At 73.0% G+C, this 14151-nt stretch carries 9 protein-coding genes and 1 pseudogene; 5 read left to right on the top strand and 5 right to left on the bottom strand.

Features of this window, described 5'->3' with window-relative positions; all coding sequences use genetic code 11:
• Window positions 1-9 precede the first annotated feature (9 nt).
• On the bottom strand, window positions 10-579 hold the full coding sequence (locus IE318_RS16105; RefSeq protein WP_030165193.1) for a L,D-transpeptidase: 570 nt from the start codon (window positions 577-579) through the stop codon (window positions 10-12).
• 92 nt (window positions 580-671) lie between these two features.
• Entirely contained in the window at window positions 672-3257 is a 2586-nt protein-coding gene (locus IE318_RS16100; protein ID WP_030165190.1) for a bifunctional FO biosynthesis protein CofGH, read from the bottom strand.
• Between the two features lie 66 nt (window positions 3258-3323).
• Here IE318_RS16100 and IE318_RS16095 point away from each other — a divergent pair, with 66 nt between their 5' ends.
• The 3 genes from IE318_RS16095 (at window position 3324) to IE318_RS16085 (ending at window position 8336) form a co-directional block, all read left to right on the top strand.
• Complete coding sequence (locus IE318_RS16095; RefSeq protein WP_189900890.1) at window positions 3324-4817, top strand: CehA/McbA family metallohydrolase; 1494 nt, start codon at window positions 3324-3326, stop codon at window positions 4815-4817.
• A 148-nt stretch (window positions 4818-4965) separates the two neighbouring features.
• Complete coding sequence (gene afsR, locus IE318_RS16090) at window positions 4966-7914, top strand: SARP-family global regulator AfsR (RefSeq protein WP_189900888.1); 2949 nt, start codon at window positions 4966-4968, stop codon at window positions 7912-7914.
• Window positions 7915-8135: 221 nt separating this feature from the next.
• Window positions 8136-8336: a hypothetical protein gene (locus tag IE318_RS16085; protein WP_030165179.1), complete on the top strand. Its 201-nt coding sequence runs from the start codon at window positions 8136-8138 to the stop codon at window positions 8334-8336.
• A 75-nt stretch (window positions 8337-8411) separates the two neighbouring features.
• On the opposite strand, the gene IE318_RS16080 is transcribed toward IE318_RS16085, so the two are convergent.
• The 3 genes and pseudogenes from IE318_RS16080 to kbpA all read right to left on the bottom strand — a co-directional run bounded on the left by IE318_RS16080 (window position 8412) and on the right by kbpA (window position 12572).
• Window positions 8412-9008 carry a hypothetical protein gene (locus IE318_RS16080; protein ID WP_189900886.1) on the bottom strand — a complete coding sequence of 199 codons (597 nt, stop codon included), beginning with the start codon at window positions 9006-9008 and terminating at the stop codon, window positions 8412-8414.
• Between the two features lie 204 nt (window positions 9009-9212).
• A pseudogene (gene afsK / locus IE318_RS16075) lies at window positions 9213-11610 on the bottom strand (protein serine/threonine kinase AfsK).
• A 233-nt stretch (window positions 11611-11843) separates the two neighbouring features.
• Complete coding sequence (kbpA, locus tag IE318_RS16070) at window positions 11844-12572, bottom strand: AfsK-binding protein KbpA (protein WP_189900884.1); 729 nt, start codon at window positions 12570-12572, stop codon at window positions 11844-11846.
• Window positions 12573-12706: 134 nt separating this feature from the next.
• Between kbpA and IE318_RS16065 the strand changes: the two genes are divergently transcribed.
• Window positions 12707-13342: a TetR family transcriptional regulator gene (locus IE318_RS16065; RefSeq protein WP_189900963.1), complete on the top strand. Its 636-nt coding sequence runs from the start codon at window positions 12707-12709 to the stop codon at window positions 13340-13342.
• 135 nt (window positions 13343-13477) lie between these two features.
• Window positions 13478-14146: a pyridoxine/pyridoxamine 5'-phosphate oxidase gene (locus IE318_RS16060; protein WP_189900882.1), complete on the top strand. Its 669-nt coding sequence runs from the start codon at window positions 13478-13480 to the stop codon at window positions 14144-14146.
• The last annotated feature ends 5 nt before the right edge of the window (window positions 14147-14151 follow it).

The raw sequence follows: 14151 nt of genomic DNA, 5'->3' as shown, positions 1-14151 counted from the left end.
CCGCGCCCGCTACCGGACGACCACGACCCTCGTCCCCTTGGACGCGAACGCCCACAGCGCGGCCCCGTCGGCCTTGGGCGTGCGGATGCCGCCCGTCTTGGCGCCGGAGGCGGCGGGCGGGGGCGAGGAACCGTCCACGGCGTTGCTGAAGGCGATGAAGACGCCCGACTTGCCCGCGAAGTACGTGATGTGCTCGATGCGCACACCGTCGGACCCGGTGGTGGCGGCCACGCGCTGGGAGATCGCGTAGGCGCCGGGGTCCGGGCTGACCGTGCCCGGCCAGACCGGGAAGGTGCGGGTCGCCTTGTCGCTCGCGTCCACCAGCCACACGCGCTTCTGGCCCAGCGAGTACACGACGCGGCGGCCCGTTCCCGAGGCGGCCGGAACCGCCGGGGGCGCGGTGTGCTTGGGGGGAGCGGCCGAGTGGTGCGCGCCCGCCGAGGCCGAGGCGCGCGGGTGCGCGGCCGTGGCCACGGGGTGCGGGCCCTGGTCGGCCTGTACCGCCAGTACCGCGACCACGGCGACCGCTCCCGCGGTCAGGCCGCTGACCCAGGCCCACGAGGGTATTCGGGCAGGCATGGGCACGCATCTCCTCGGCTACTCAGCTACTCGCCCCCGCAACAGCCGGATCATCGTACTGTGAGCCGCCTCCCCCGCCGGTGCGGCGCCGTTCAGTCCAGCACCGGAAGCAGCTCCGGCAGGTGACCGTCGGACGCCGCCGCGACGCGCTGCCGCTCCTCGGGGACCTCGCCGTAGACCGTCGTCCGCGGCTTCGCGGGCCGGCCGGCCGCCGCGGCCACCGCCACCAGGTCCTTGACCGACTTGTACGAGCCGTACGACGAGCCCGCCATCCTGGAGATCGTCTCCTCCATCAGGGTGCCGCCCAGGTCGTTCGCGCCGGAGCGGAGCATCTCCGCCGCGCCCTCCGTGCCCAGTTTCACCCAGCTCGTCTGGATGTTGGGGATGTGGGGGTGCAGCAGGAGGCGGGCCATCGCGGTGACCGCGCGGTTGTCGCGCACCGTCGGGCCGGGGCGGGCGATGCCCGCGAGGTAGACGGGGGCGTTGGTGTGGATGAAGGGGAGCGTCACGAACTCCGTGAAGCCGCCGGTGCGCCGCTGGATGTCCGCGAGCGTGCGGAGGTGGCCGAGCCAGTGGCGGGGCTGGTCGACATGGCCGTACATCATCGTCGACGAGGACCTGATGCCCAGCTCGTGCGCGGTCGTCACCACCTCGATCCAGGTCGCCGTCGGCAGCTTCCCCTTGGTCAGCACCCAGCGGACCTCGTCGTCCAGGATCTCCGCCGCCGTGCCGGGGATGGTGTCCAGGCCCGCCGCCTTCGCCTCCGTCAGCCACTCGCGGATCGACATGCCAGTGCGGGTCGCGCCGTTGACCACCTCCATCGGCGAGAAGGCGTGCACATGCATGCCGGGGACGCGCTCCTTGACCGCCCTGGCGATGTCGAAGTACGCCGTGCCGGGCAGGTCCGGGTGGATGCCGCCCTGCATGCAGACCTCCACCGCGCCCACGTCCCAGGCCTGCTGCGCCCGGTCCGCGACCTGTTCCAGGGAGAGGGTGTACGCGTCGGCGTCCGTCCTGCGCTGCGCGAAGGCGCAGAAACGGCAGCCGGTGTAGCAGACGTTGGTGAAGTTGATGTTCCTGGTGACGATGTACGTCACGTCGTCGCCCACCGCCGACTTCCGTACGTCGTCCGCGACCTCGCACAGGGCGTCCAGCGCCGGGCCGTCCGCGTGCAGCAGCGCCAGGGCCTCGGCGTCGGTCAGCCGCGTCGGGTCGTCGGCCGCCGTGCGCAGCGCCTGCCGTACGTCCGTGTCGATGCGCTCCGGCGCCATGCCGGGGGCGGCCGCCTCGCGCAGGGCGTCCCAGTCGCCGTAGACCTCGTCGAAGTCGTCCCGGCGGTCGGCGGTGCGGCCCTCGGTGTCGATGGTGCGGTGCAGATCGGTGCGGCCACTCGCGGTGAAGGCCTCGTCCGGTTCCTGCCAGGGGCGGCCCTCGACGGTCGCGTCCTCGCGGGCCAGGCCCGTCTCCGGGTCCGCCAGGGCGCTCACGTGCGGGCGCAGCCTCGGGTCGAGCCAGGGTTCGCCGCGCCTGACGAACTCCGGGTAGACGCAGAGACGTTCACGCAGTGTGAACCCCGCGGCGGCCGAGCGCTCGCGCAGGAGGTCGATCTGCGGCCAGGGGCGCTCCGGGTTGACGTGGTCGATGGTGAGCGGCGAGACACCGCCCCAGTCGTCGATGCCGGCGCCGATGAGGCGCTCGTACTCCGCGTCCACCAGGTTGGGCGGGGCCTGGAGGCAGGCGCTCGGGCCCATGATGTGCCGGGCGACGGCGACGGTGGCGACGAGGTCGTCCAGCTCCGCGTCCGGCATGCCGCGCATCGCCGTGTCCGGCTTGGCACGGAAGTTCTGGATGATCAGCTCCTGGATGCCGTGGTGGGCGCGGGCGACCTTGCGGAGGGCGAAGAGGGACTCGGCGCGCTCCTCGTACGTCTCGCCGATGCCGATCAGGATCCCGGAGGTGAACGGCACGGAGGAACGGCCGGCGTCCTCCAGCACCCGCAGCCGCACGGCGGGTTCCTTGTCCGGGGAGCCGTGGTGGGGGCCGCCGGGCTCGGACCACAGGCGGGTCGCGGTCGTCTCCAGCATCATCCCCATGGAGGGGGCGACCGGCTTGAGCCGCTGGAAGTCCGTCCAGGTCATGACGCCGGGGTTGAGGTGCGGCAGGAGACCCGTCTCCTCCAGGATGCGGATGGAGACGGCGCGGACGTAGGCGATGGTGTCGTCGTAGCCGTGCGCGTCGAGCCACTCGCGCGCCTCGGGCCAGCGGTCCTCCGGCTTGTCGCCGAGGGTGATCAGGGCTTCCTTGCAGCCGAGTTCGGCGCCCCGGCGGGCGATGTCGAGGACCTCGTCGGGGGACATGAACATCCCGTGACCGGCGCGGCGCAGCTTGCCGGGGACGGTGGCGAAGGTGCAGTAGTGGCACTTGTCCCGGCACAGCCGGGTCAGCGGGATGAAGACGCTCTTGGAGTAGGTGATCACGCCGGGGCGGCCGGCCGCCTCCAGCCCCGCGTCCCGCACCCGGGCGGCGGAGGCGGCGAGGTCGTCGAGGTGCTCACCGCGGGCCTGGAGCAGCACGGCCGCCTCGGAGACGTCGAGGGCGACGCCGTCCCGGGCCCGCCTGAGGGCGCGACGGAGCGAGTTCTCGGTGGGTCCGGTTCCGGGGGCCGCGGAAGTCGTCATCCTCCGAGCATACGATCGCGGTGATCCACCGCCCGGTGTCCGCCGCTCGGCAGACGCGCTCCGCTCATGCCGGGTGCCGCCGCGGCGCTTACGTTGGAAGGCGTGACCTTCGCGAGTGGCGCCGAAGCCGCGGACGGCGAGCAGCGGACCCGGACGATCCGCGGCACCCTGCCGGCCGGCTCACCGGACTACGTGTACGTTCCCGTCGAAGTACCGCCCGGTGTACGGGAGATCCGGGTCGCCTACGCCTACGACAAGCCGTCCGTCCCGGCCGGCACCCCCGGCAACGCCCTGGACATCGGCATCTTCGACGCGCACGGCACCGGACTCGGCGGCCGTGGTTTCCGCGGCTGGTCGGGCGGGGCGCGCTCGGATTTCTTCGTCCGCGCGGACGACGCCACCCCCGGCTACCTCCCCGGGCCGGTCACCCCGGGCACCTGGCACATCGCGCTCGGTCCCTACACCGTGGCGCCGCAGGGCCTGTCGTACGAGATCACCGTCACGCTCACCCACGGCGAGCCCGGCGAGACCCCCCGCCCGGTGTACCCGCCCGTCCGGGCCGGGGGCCGGGGCCGGGCCTGGTACCGGGGCGACTGCCACCTCCACTCCTGGTACTCCGACGGCCGCCGCACCCCGGCCGAGATCGCGGCGCTGGCGCGGACGGCCGGGCTGGACTTCATCAACACCTCCGACCACAACACGAACTCCTCCCACCCGCACTGGGCCGACCGGGCGGGCGACGACCTGCTGATCCTGCTGGGCGAGGAGGTGACGACACGTAACGGCCACGTACTGGCCCTCGGCACCGAACCCGGCACCTTCGTGGACTGGCGCTACCGGGCACGCGACGACCGCTTCGGCCGCTTCGCCGACGACATCCGCCGGGCCGGCGGCCTGGTCGTCCCCGCCCATCCGCACGCCACCTGCATCGGCTGCGCGTGGAAGTTCGGCTTCGGTGAGGCGGACGCGGTGGAGGTGTGGAACGGCCCGTTCACACCCGACGACGAGATGGCGCTGGCGGCATGGGACGCGATGCTGGTGGCGTCCCTACGACAGGACCGGCGGCAGTGGCTTCCGGCGATGGGCAACAGCGACGCCCATCGCCCGCCGGACGCCGTGGGCACCCCCCAGACGGTCGTCCTGGCCGACGACCTGACCCGGGAGGCGATCCAGGAGGGGATCCGCGCGGGCCGCTCGTACGTGGCCGAGTCCCAGCACGTGTCGCTCACCTTCACCGCGAGCGGCGGCCGGGGCGAGCACGCCGGCATCGGGGAGCGGCTGCGGGTGGCCGAGGACACCCCGGTGACGGTCCGCCTGGAGGCCTCGGGTGTCCCGCGCTGTACGGCCCGCCTGGTGACCGACCAGGGCGTGCTGCTGACCAGCGACCCGTTCCCGGTCTCCGGCTCCGGGGCGGTCGAGTGGCGGACCACACCGGCGTACGCGGCGTACGTCCGGGCGGAACTGCGGCACGAGACGGCCGTGGGGCCGCTGCCCGGCGTGATGGCGGCCTTCACGAACCCGATCTTCCTGGGGCCGGAGCCGCATCGGGAGCGGCAATAGGCGGGAACGCGGGAGGTGTTGTGTGCACCGTGTGACGCCGCACCCGTCCACCTGTGATCGCTGTCTCCCACAGCTGACGCATCTGCCATGAACAAGGCAAACTGGCCTCTTGATTGTGGAAGGTTCGTCAGGGGGCCAGGGGGCAGCGATGGACGGTGTACCGCGAGTGCCTGAACAGCGGGGCCCCGGGGAATCGGCGACGCCGCGGTTCGGCGTGCTCGGGCCGGTGCGCGCCTGGCGCGGAGCGGAACCGCTGGCCACCGGATCACCCCAGCAGCGCGCCCTGCTCGCGGCGCTGCTGCTGCGCGAGGGACGTACGGCGACGGCGTCGGAGCTGATCGACGCGTTGTGGGGCGAGGAACCGCCGTCGCAGGCACTGGCGGCGCTGCGGACGTACGCCTCCCGGCTGCGCAAGGTGCTGGACCCCGGGATCCTGGCCAGCGAGTCGGGCGGCTACGCGATACGCGGCCTGCGCGAGGGTGCCCTGGACGTGACGGTGGCTCAGGACCTCGCCGCCGAGGCGGACAAGGCCCGCGCGGCGGGGGATCTGCGCCACGCGCGCGCGACGCTCGAACGCGCCCTGGCCCTGTGGGACGGCGAGACACTGGCGGGAGTGCCGGGCCCGTACGCCGAGGCGCAGCGCGCACGCCTGGAGGAGTGGCGCCTGCAACTCCTCGAGTCCCGCCTGGACATGGACCTGGAGCAGGGCTGCCACGCGGAGGCGGTCTCCGAACTCACGGCCCTGACCGCGGCGCACCCGCTGCGCGAGCGCCTGCGCGAACTGCTGATGCTCGCGCTGTACCGCAGCGGCCGCCAGGCGGAGGCGCTGGCGGTGTACGCCGACACGCGCCGGCTGCTGGCCGACGAACTGGGCGTGGACCCGCGCCCCGAGCTGCGCGAACTCCAGCAGCGGATCCTCCGGGCCGACCCGGCGCTGGCGGAACCCTCCGCACCGACCCCCGAGCCGACCGCGACCCCGGTACGTCCCGCCCAACTTCCCGCGACCGTCCCGGACTTCACGGGCCGCGCCTCCTTCGTCGTCGAACTGAGCGAGGTGCTGGCCTCGGCGGAGGGCCGCGTCATGGCGGTCTCCGCCCTGGCCGGCATCGGCGGAGTGGGGAAGACGACCCTGGCGGTGCACGTGGCGCACCAGGCGCGGAGCGCCTTCCCGGACGGCCAGTTGTACGTCGATCTTCAGGGCGCCGGCGCGAGGGCGGCCGAACCGGAGACGGTCCTTGGTTCCTTCCTGCGCGCCCTCGGTACGGCGGACTCGGCGATCCCCGACTCCCTGGAGGAACGGGCGGCCCTGTACCGCTCGGTCCTGGACGGCCGCAGGGTCCTCGTCCTGCTGGACAACGCACGCGACGCCGCCCAGGTCAGACCCCTGCTGCCGGGCACGGCGGGCTGCGCGGCCCTGATCACCTCCCGCGTCCGCATGGTCGACCTCGCGGGCGCCCACCTGGTCGACCTGGACGTGATGAGCCCGGAGGAGGCCCTGTCGCTCTTCACCAAGATCGTCGGCGAGGAGCGGGTGGCCGCGGAACGCAAGGCGGCGCTGGACGTGGTGGCGGCCTGCGGCTTCCTCCCGCTCGCGATCCGCATCGCGGCGTCCCGCCTGGCCTCGAGAAGGACGTGGACGGTCTCGGTCCTGGCGGCGAAGCTGGCCGACGAGCGCCGTCGCCTGGACGAACTCCAGGCGGGCGACCTGGCGGTCAAGGCCACCTTCGAACTGGGCTACGGCCAGCTGGAACCGCCCCAGGCCCGCGCCTTCCGCCTGCTGGGCCTGGCGGACGGCCCGGACATCTCCCTGGCGGCAGCGGCAGCGGTCCTGGACCTCCCGCTGGAGGACACCGAGGACCTCCTCGAGTCCCTGGTCGACACCTCACTGCTGGAGTCGGCGGCCCCGGGCCGCTACCGGTACCACGACCTGGTCCGCCTCTACGCGCGCGCGTGCGCCGAACGCGACGAACACCCGCCGAGCGAACGGGACGCGGCGATGTCGCGGTTGCTGGACTTCTATCTGGCCACCGTGGCGGGCGTCTACCTGATCGAACGCCCCGGCGACCGCCTGGTCGACCATCTGGAGCGCGCCGAGTACGCGGGGCTCACCTTCTCGGACCGGCACGCGGCGCGGGAGTGGCTGTATTCCGAGGCGGTCTCCCTGCTGGCGTGCGTCCGCCAGTCCGCACAGCGGCCGGAGATGCTGCGACGTGCCGTGGACGTCCTGTGGGCGGCGATCGATCTGGCCGAGTCCGGCGCCAACTCGAAGGAGTACGAGGCGGTCGCCGCACTGCTGCAGAAGGCCGCGCGGGAGGCCGGCGACCTTCGGGCGGCGGGGCGGACTCTGACGGCTCTGGCCTTCGTCCACCACATTTCCGGCAGCAGATTCGACGTCGCTCTTCAGGAGGCCGAGGCGGCAACGGAGTTGGCACGCCGGGCCGACGACCCGCTCACCGCCTGCTGGGCGTCCAACATCAGTGGCGTGGTGGCGCTGTACCAGAACCAGCACGAAGAGGGGGAAGACCACTTCACGCACGCCATCGAGAGCTTCCGCGCACTCGGGGACCGCCCGGGTGAGGCGAGCGCCCTGTGCAACCTGTCACGCATCCACCTCGCGACGGGGCGTACGGAGAGCGCGGTCTCGCTGGCCCGGCAGGGCGCGGCGATGTACGACGCCATGGGACATGCCCTGAGGGGTGCCAACGGCCGCTACGCGCTCGGCCTCGCTCTCACCCAGAGCGGACGGCACGCCGAAGCGACCGAGTGCCTGTACCAGGCCCTTCAGGTGTTCCGGGACAGTCGTCAGCGTCTCTGGGAGGGCATGACCCTGTTCCGGCTGGCCGAACTCGACCTGGCCGCGGGCCGTCCGGCTCAGGCGGCGGCGAACGCCGACACCGCTCTGACCCTGCTGCGAGGCATCGGCGGGGACTGGCGCCGCGGCAACGTCCTCACCGTTCTCGGGAGGGCTCTCCAGGGCATCGGCCAGACCGACCGGGCCCAGGTGTGCTGGACCGAGGCACTCGAGATCTTCGCCTCGCTCGACGCTCCGGAAGCGGACGAAGTGGCACGGCTGCTGCAGCCGACCGCCGCGGCCTGACGAGGGCATTCCCCCTGCCCGGTACGGACGTTCATCGTTCGTTTATCGCGACCCTGCACTCTCGACTGTGTCGAGCCGTCGTGTCGGGGGGCAGACGGAACGGCGAACGGTCGGCCCTCTAAGGTGAACCGGCCCAGCAAGGCCTCGCCCGGCAGCCCACGGGGGAGTTGCCGGGCGAGACCTGCCAATCCATCGCACAGCACTGCAGGGGAGCCAGCGAAATGAGCGACCAGAACACCACGGACAACGTCCACGCCACGGACGAGCCGACCGGCGACGCCACCACGGACAACGTGCACGCCACGTCCGAGCCCGTCACCGTCAAGAACGTCCACGCCACCAGCGAGCCGCTCAAGTTGAGCGGCGAGGACAGCACCCTCGTGACGCCGGACAACGTCCACGCCACGGACGAGAAGGCCTGAACAGGCCTTCCCCATCAGTCCTCCCTCGCGAGGACCGGCCGCGGCGGCGCGGAGGGGAGCCGCCGCGGTCGAGGCTCAGGAGCGGAGTTGGGCTTCCTCGTCCGCCTCGCAGTGGTCGACCGCGGGGACGAAGCTCTTGTCGAGCGGTACCCGCGTGGTCGCCTTGCCCCTGGCCGGTACGGAGACTTCGGGGGACGTGTCGCTCACCAGGAAGGCGCCGTCGGCGTCGTAGAAGGTGACCCAGGCCTGGAACGTGGCCTTGCGGTTGTTCGGGTTCGTGATCTCGACCGTCGCGTACGGCCTCTTCTCGGTCGCGCAGCTGATCAGCTTCGCCGTCCCCGCCGTCAGCGTCGTGCCGCTGCTCCCGCCGGAGGGTGTGGAGGTGGGGCGGTGGGTCGGGCGGTTGTAGGAGCCCCCGCTCGTGCCGCCGCTCGTGCTGCTGCCGTAACTGTCGTCGTCCGAGTCGCCGGACGAGTCGTCGTACGACCCTCCGCCCGACGTCGACGACGACGAGCTGTCGTGGTCCTGGTGGGAGCTGCTGCAACCGCCCCCGCCCCCGCCGCTGCTGTGGTGGCTGTGTCCGTGGCCGTGGCCCCGGGAGAAGCCCGTGAGTGCGAGCACCACGATCGCCAGTACCGCCGTGAATCTGAGTCTGCGCCCCCGAACCTGCATGCGATCACCATATCGGCGCACCGGATCTTCCGTCGGCGGTCGCGTGGCGGGCGGGCCGCACAGAGGGTAGCGTCCTGTGCGTGGACGGTGACGACACGAGCCGTTCACCTGGACCGACGGCCGCCGTCCGAGCCCCTTCCGTGAACCCCGTACGACGGCCGTCACCCCATATCCGCACGGAAGTTCCACATTCCGCGGGCGGGCTCAGGCCGTGCGCGCCGTGCCCGTTCCCTTCTCCGCGTCGAGGGCGTACACGCAGCGGTCCTTGCTGCAGGCGTAGACGACGCCGTCCCGGACCACCGGGGAGCCGGTGATCTCGCCGCCGGTCGCCAGCTTCCAGCGGAGGCGGCCGTCGTCGGCCTTCAACGTGTACAGGAGGTGGTCGGTGGAGCCGAAGTGGATGCGGCCCTCGGCGACCGCCGGGGAGCCGACGATCTCGCCGCCCGCCTGGAAGCGCCACTTGGGCGTGCCGGTCACCGCGTCCAGGGTGTAGAGGCCCTTGCCGCTGCCGACGTGGACGTGGCCGGCCGCGACCAGGACGGGGTCGACGGAGGCGCGGGACTCGGTGGCGATGCGCCAGCGGTCGCGGCCGTCGGTGGCGTCGAGGGCGTAGACCGTGCCGAGGTAGTCGGCCAGGTAGATCCCGCCGCCGGTCACCGACGGCCCCGGGGCGAAGGCCGGGGGGGCAGAGGAAGACCGCGGGCGCCTCGAAGTGCCAGCGGACGTGGCCGCTCGCCACGTCGACGGCCAGGATCCGGGTGCCGGCCGAGACGTAGACGTAGCCGTCCGGGGCGGGGGTGACGCGCACCGGCACGCCGCCGCAGGAGGCCGCGTCGCCGATGGGGTACGACCAGCGCTCCTCGCCGGTGCGGGCTTCCAGGGCGCGCAGCCGGGCGTCCTGCCAGACGTAGACCGTGCCGTCGTGGACGGCGGGGCCGGCCTCGGCCGACTCGAAGTCGGTCTGGCAGCCGGTGATCTCCCACAGTTTCTGGCCGCCGGCGGCCTCCCAGGCCTGGACGCCGCCGCCGCGGGTGCCGGTGACGACCGTGCCCCGGTCGGCCCGCAGCGAGTACACCCAGGCGTCCGTCTGGAGGCGCCAGAGGTCCGTGCCCTCGCGGGCGTCCAGCGCGAAGAGGGTGGGGCCGTCGGAGGCGTGGACACGGCCGTCCGCCACGGCCATCGACCAGGCGACGTCGCGGGTCTTGAAGCGGCGGCGGCCGGTGGCCACGTCCAGGGCGTGCACCTCGAAGGAGGTGACGTAGACGAGGTCGTCGGCGACGGACGGGGTGCCCCAGACGTCGTTGGACATGCGGAAGCGCCAGGGGCGCCAGCCGGTCGCGGTCTCCGGGGGCGCGGCCGGTGCGGACGGTGACGGTGATGCGGGCGACACGGCGGGGTCGGCGCCGTTGACGCCGTGGGGCGAGCCCTGGTGTCTGGTCCAGGAGGCCGCCAGGGCCGCCTCCGGCGGGGGTGCCTTGACGGCCGCGGCGGCGCGGACGTCGGCGACGCGCGGCCCGGGCCCGATGGGCACCTGGGCGCCGGCCAGCCGCACGGGGCCGGAGTCGGGTGCGCCGACGGGGGCGGGCACGGCCGGCATGGGCGGCACATGGGGGGCCGGGACGGCCGGGTCGTGCGAGGGCGGAGGCGGCGGCGCCGGGGGCCGGACGGTGCTGCGCGGGCCGGCCGAGGTGGACTGCGGGGCCGGGCGGCCGCCGCGACGGGACTCGATGAGGCCGACCGCCCGCTCGGGCAGCCAGGCCGAGGCGGTGCCGCTGTCGTCGGAGCCGGAGCCGAAGAGGTGGGGGGCGAGCTGGGCCTGGAGGTCGGCCGGGGTGGGGCGGGCCGTGGCCTCCATCTGCATGCAGGACTCGATGAGCGGGCGCAGCTCGTCCGGGAGGCCTTCGAGGTCGGGGCCCTCGCGCAGCAGCATGAAGACCGTCTCGACCGGGTTGGCGCCGTGGAAGGGGGCGTGGCCGGTGGCGGCGAAGACGAGCGTGGAGCCGAGCGAGAAGACGTCGCTGGCGCCGGTGACGCTGCGGGAGTCCTTGGCCTGCTCGGGGGACATGTACGCGGGCGTGCCGACGGCGACGTTCGTCATGGTCAGGCGGGTGTTCGAGACGCCGGACGCGATGCCGAAGTCGATCACGCGGGGCCCGTCCTCGACCACGAGCACGTTGGACGGCTTCAGGTCGCGGTGGACGAGTCCGGCGCCGTGGATGGACTGCAGCGCCTCGGCGACGCCCGCCGCGAGCCAGCGCACCGCCTGGACCGGGAGCGGTCCGCACTCGGTCACTATCTCCTCGAGGGAGGGCGCGGGGACGTAGGCGGTGGCCAGCCAGGGCACGGCGGCGCGCGGGTCGGCGTCGACGACCGCGGCCGTGTAGAAGCCGGAGACCGCCCGCGCGGCCTCGACCTCGCGGGTGAAGCGCACCCGGAACAGCTGGTCCTCGGCCAGCTCGGTGCGGACCGTCTTGATCGCCACCCGCCGGCCGGACGCCGAGCGCGCGAGATAGACCAGCCCCATGCCGCCGGCCCCCAGCCGTCCCAGCACCTCGAACGGCCCGATCCGCCGCGGATCGTGCTGCGTCAGCTGATCCACCACTTGCCTGCCACCTCCCCGTACGGGCCGCGCCACCTCCATGTGTACGCGGCCCCCGTGCAGCGTCTCACCACCGCACCGCCGCGGCGGCACGCACCCCGATTCTTCCTGGCCGGGGCGCTGGTTGCGAACCCGCCGACGAATCGGGATGTCTCGCCGCAAATCGGCCCCAACGCGGCCGCACACCGATCGCTTCCCGCCGTCGAGACGCCGGTTACCGCCCGGTATGACACCGCTCACCTCTCCAGTACGGCGAAGGATGCCCCCTGATTGTCGACCACGACGGCCACGGTCCCGTAGGACGTCTCGAAGGGTGACACCTGCGTGCGGCCGCCGAGCCGCGCGGCCGCGCCCAGCGCGGCCTCGAGGTCCGCGACCCGGAAGTGGACGAGGAAGTGGGGCGGCATCTCGGCGGGGAAGACCTCCCCGACGGCCACGCGGCCGAAGTCGGGCCGGACGTCCGCGCCGAACAGGGCCTCGTGGAAGAGGCCGCCGTAGAAGGTGTCGGCGGCCTCGGTGTCGCGGGTGTACAGCTGGACCCAGTCGAAGGTGCCGGGCTGGTGCCGCCTGCCGAAGCCAGGGCGCCGGCCGGGCTGCCACAGGCCGAAGACCGCGCCCTCCGGGTCGGCGGCCAGGGCGGTCGTCCCCGCGGGGCCGACCCTCCAGGGCCCGCCGACGACCTGGCCGCCCGCCGCCCGGATCCGCTCGCCCAGCGCCCCGGCGTCCGGGGTGGAGAAGTACACCGTCCAGACCGTGGGCATCCGGCCGTCCGTCTTCGGCGTGAGCGCCGCGACGGGCTCCCCGCCCAGCCGGGCCGGCACGGAGTCGCCGTACGCCTCCGCCACCCCGAAGGTCCACCCGAAGAGCTCACCGTAGAACCGCTTCCCCGCCTCGACGTCGGGAAGCTGCGCGTCCACCCAGCACGGGACGCCCTCTGCGTATGCGGATGCCCTGTTTTCGGCCATGTCGTCAACGTAGCGGGGCCGCCCGCACCCCGCAGACCAGGCACACCAGCCCCTCCGCACCCCCGCACCCCATTTGCAGTCGGCCGAATCGCGCTCCCATCACCCCTCGGTAAGCTGACGACATGACAGGACAAGTGCGTACCGTCGACGGCCGTGTGGCCGGGCGCCGCGGGCAGGCGACCCGGCAGAAGCTGCTCGACTGCCTCAGTGAGATGCTCAGCTCATCCCCCTACCGGGACGTCAAAGTCATCGACGTCGCCCGGAAGGCGGGCACTTCGCCCGCCACCTTCTACCAGTACTTCCCGGACGTCGAGGGCGCCGTCCTGGAGATCGCCGAGCAAATGGCCAGCGAGAGCGCCACGTTGACCGAGGTGCTCCAGGGCCGTTCATGGGTCGGCAAGGCCGGCTGGCAGACGGCCCAGGAACTCGTCGAGGGCTTCCTGGACTTCTGGCGCCGCAACGAGGCGATCCTGCGCGTGGTCGACCTCGGGGCGGCCGAGGGCGACAAGCGCTTCTACAAGCTCCGTATGAAGATCCTGAACTCGGTGAACAATTCTCTTGCGGATTCGGTTGCCGAACTCCAGTCCAAAGGCAAGGTCGACAAGGACGTGAACCCGGCCGCGATCGCCGGTTCGCTCGTCGCGATGCTCGCGGCGGTCGCCTCCCATCAGAAGGGCTTCACCTCCTGGGGCGTGAAACAGGCCGAACTGAAGCCCAATCTGGCGCTGTTGGTCCACCTGGGCGTCACGGGGAAGAAGCCGACGAGATAGCCACACCTCGGCCCGGACTCCCACGAGGACACGTCCAGGCCCCAAGTCCTGTCAGGCGGGCGGCGGTTCACTCCGGTGGACCGCCGCCTGCTGCGTTGTACGGCACCTCGTGCTACACCCCGCGATACTCGGGTCATGAACACGGATCTTGATGAGCTGCTGAGGTCGCTGCGCGTGTGGGACCCGGAGGTCACCGAGCTGCCCGGCTTCGACCCGGCCAGCGCACCCCCGGAGCCCCTCCCCCTCTTCGAGCGGTGGTTCGCTCAGGCGGTGGCGGCCGGCGAGCGCGAGCCGCACACGATGTCCCTCGCGACCTCCGACGAGGAGGGCCACCCGGACGTACGGATCGTGATGCTGCACGGCGCGGACGCGTCGGGCTGGTCCTTCGCCACCCATGCGGGCAGCCGCAAGGGCCGGCACCTGGCCGCCCACCCGCACGCGGCCCTGGCCTTCTACTGGCCGGCGCTGGGCCGCCAGGTCCGGGTCCGGGGCCCGGTCACGACGGCCCCGCCCGAGCAGGCCCGGGCGGACCTGCACGCCCGCTCCACGGGAGCGCTGGCCGCGGCCCTCACCGGCCGCCAGAGCGAGGTCCTGAACTCCCTGGAGGAGCTGACCCGGGCCTCGCAGGAGGCATGGGACCGGGCGCGGCGCGAGCCCGAGGCGGACGTCCCCACCTGGACCCTGTACCGCCTACGGCCCACCGAGGTCGAGTTCTTCCAGGGCGACCCCCGCCGCCGCCACGTACGCCTCCGCTACCACCGCACCGGCGAGGGCACCTGGTCCCACGAGCTGCTCTGGCCCTGAGCCCG

It is taken from the genome of Streptomyces spiralis (assembly GCF_014654675.1).
Classification (GTDB): domain Bacteria; phylum Actinomycetota; class Actinomycetes; order Streptomycetales; family Streptomycetaceae; genus Streptomyces; species Streptomyces spiralis.
This window is presented reverse-complemented; position numbering and strand designations above follow the sequence as displayed.

Coding starts and splice junctions, on each gene's coding strand:
- IE318_RS16105 (WP_030165193.1), bottom strand. CDS start 579: ATGCCTGCCCGAATACCCTCGTGGGCCTGGGTCAGCGGCCTGACCGCG.
- IE318_RS16100 (WP_030165190.1), bottom strand. CDS start 3,257: ATGACGACTTCCGCGGCCCCCGGAACCGGACCCACCGAGAACTCGCTC.
- IE318_RS16095 (WP_189900890.1), top strand. CDS start 3,324: ATGCCGGGTGCCGCCGCGGCGCTTACGTTGGAAGGCGTGACCTTCGCG.
- afsR (WP_189900888.1), top strand. CDS start 4,966: ATGGACGGTGTACCGCGAGTGCCTGAACAGCGGGGCCCCGGGGAATCG.
- IE318_RS16085 (WP_030165179.1), top strand. CDS start 8,136: ATGAGCGACCAGAACACCACGGACAACGTCCACGCCACGGACGAGCCG.
- IE318_RS16080 (WP_189900886.1), bottom strand. CDS start 9,008: ATGCAGGTTCGGGGGCGCAGACTCAGATTCACGGCGGTACTGGCGATC.
- kbpA (WP_189900884.1), bottom strand. CDS start 12,572: ATGGCCGAAAACAGGGCATCCGCATACGCAGAGGGCGTCCCGTGCTGG.
- IE318_RS16060 (WP_189900882.1), top strand. CDS start 13,478: ATGAACACGGATCTTGATGAGCTGCTGAGGTCGCTGCGCGTGTGGGAC.